The 1,089-nt window shown below is 47.5% G+C and carries 1 protein-coding gene; it reads right to left on the minus strand.

Features of this window, described 5'->3' with window-relative positions:
- A partial coding sequence (locus OB13_RS14450; RefSeq protein WP_461490878.1) for a carbohydate-binding domain-containing protein occupies positions 1–802 on the minus strand: 802 nt, incomplete at its 3' end.
- Between the last annotated feature and the right edge of the window lie 287 nt (positions 803–1,089).

Below are 1,089 nucleotides of genomic sequence, written 5' to 3' on the forward strand. Positions count from 1 at the left end.
AAACCTGCAGCTCATACGCTTCAGGGCCTAATCCTTCTTTCTTTTGCAGTCGGATGGCGGTCCCTTTGCCAGTGGTTTGAACGACCGGCTTTTTGGTTAATACAGTGGACAAGTGATTGGCCAGTAATGCTGCTTCACGCTTGAAGGCGTTATCGGCTACGATAGGTATAGCCGCAGTTAACGTAAAGGTTTTTCCGGTTTCTGTGTAGTTGGCGGGTGTCGGGAAAACTTTTGGGAGTTTTTCTGCCGGGAGATCAGCTATGGTCTCGTTCTGTTCATACACGAGAGCAGGTGTTATCCAGCCGGCGGCATTGATTTTACCGACAGTTGCCGGATCAGGCTGCCTGATCTCCGATTTAACGGGCAAGCCTTTGTTAGGCGCATTGTCCCACACCAGATAGAAACCGACAGGAGCATTCGAAGTGCTGTTTACTCTGCCCCGGCCGACTAATTCAATGCGCTGTGAATCACCAGCAGCAATGCTTTTGGAATTTTCAGTCGGTATCAGCCGTAGCAGGTCACCGTTGACATGCTCCACCCGAACCGGCGCCTGCCCCTCCCGTACCGCAATGTTAGCAGAGCCATTAAAGTACAGACTCCAGCCTGTCGCCGGAAAGGGCGCTTTGCCGGTATTTTTCAGGGTGATAGTGGAGAGTGATTGGGATTGATTCTGGTAATTATTGTCAACCAATTCCCAGGCTACCTGCAGGCTTTTGGGGTCAAACGTGCTTTTGGCGGATTGCGCCATACCTGTGATGCAACAACATAGGATCAAAAATGCAATTGCTAAAAACTGCTTCATATGGGCTAGGGTTAAATGTTGTCTGGATTTGCCAGGTAGAAATAGGATACTTCGTTTCGGAGTACGTAGGGATGTTGTATAACTACCTGGTTGAGCATTCCTTACTACGGTAAATAGAGATATTTAGATAAAGCAAAAAGCATAGGCTATACCTGGTACGGTAGCAGGTATACTGAAACCTCTATGCCCGCAATATGCATTTAAATATAACACTTTTTTGATAACATCCTCCACCTTGCAAGGCTGTTCATCCGAATAAATATTCTTTGAACATAGCCCGCTACCCT

It is taken from the genome of Pontibacter sp. HJ8, from assembly GCF_054824225.1.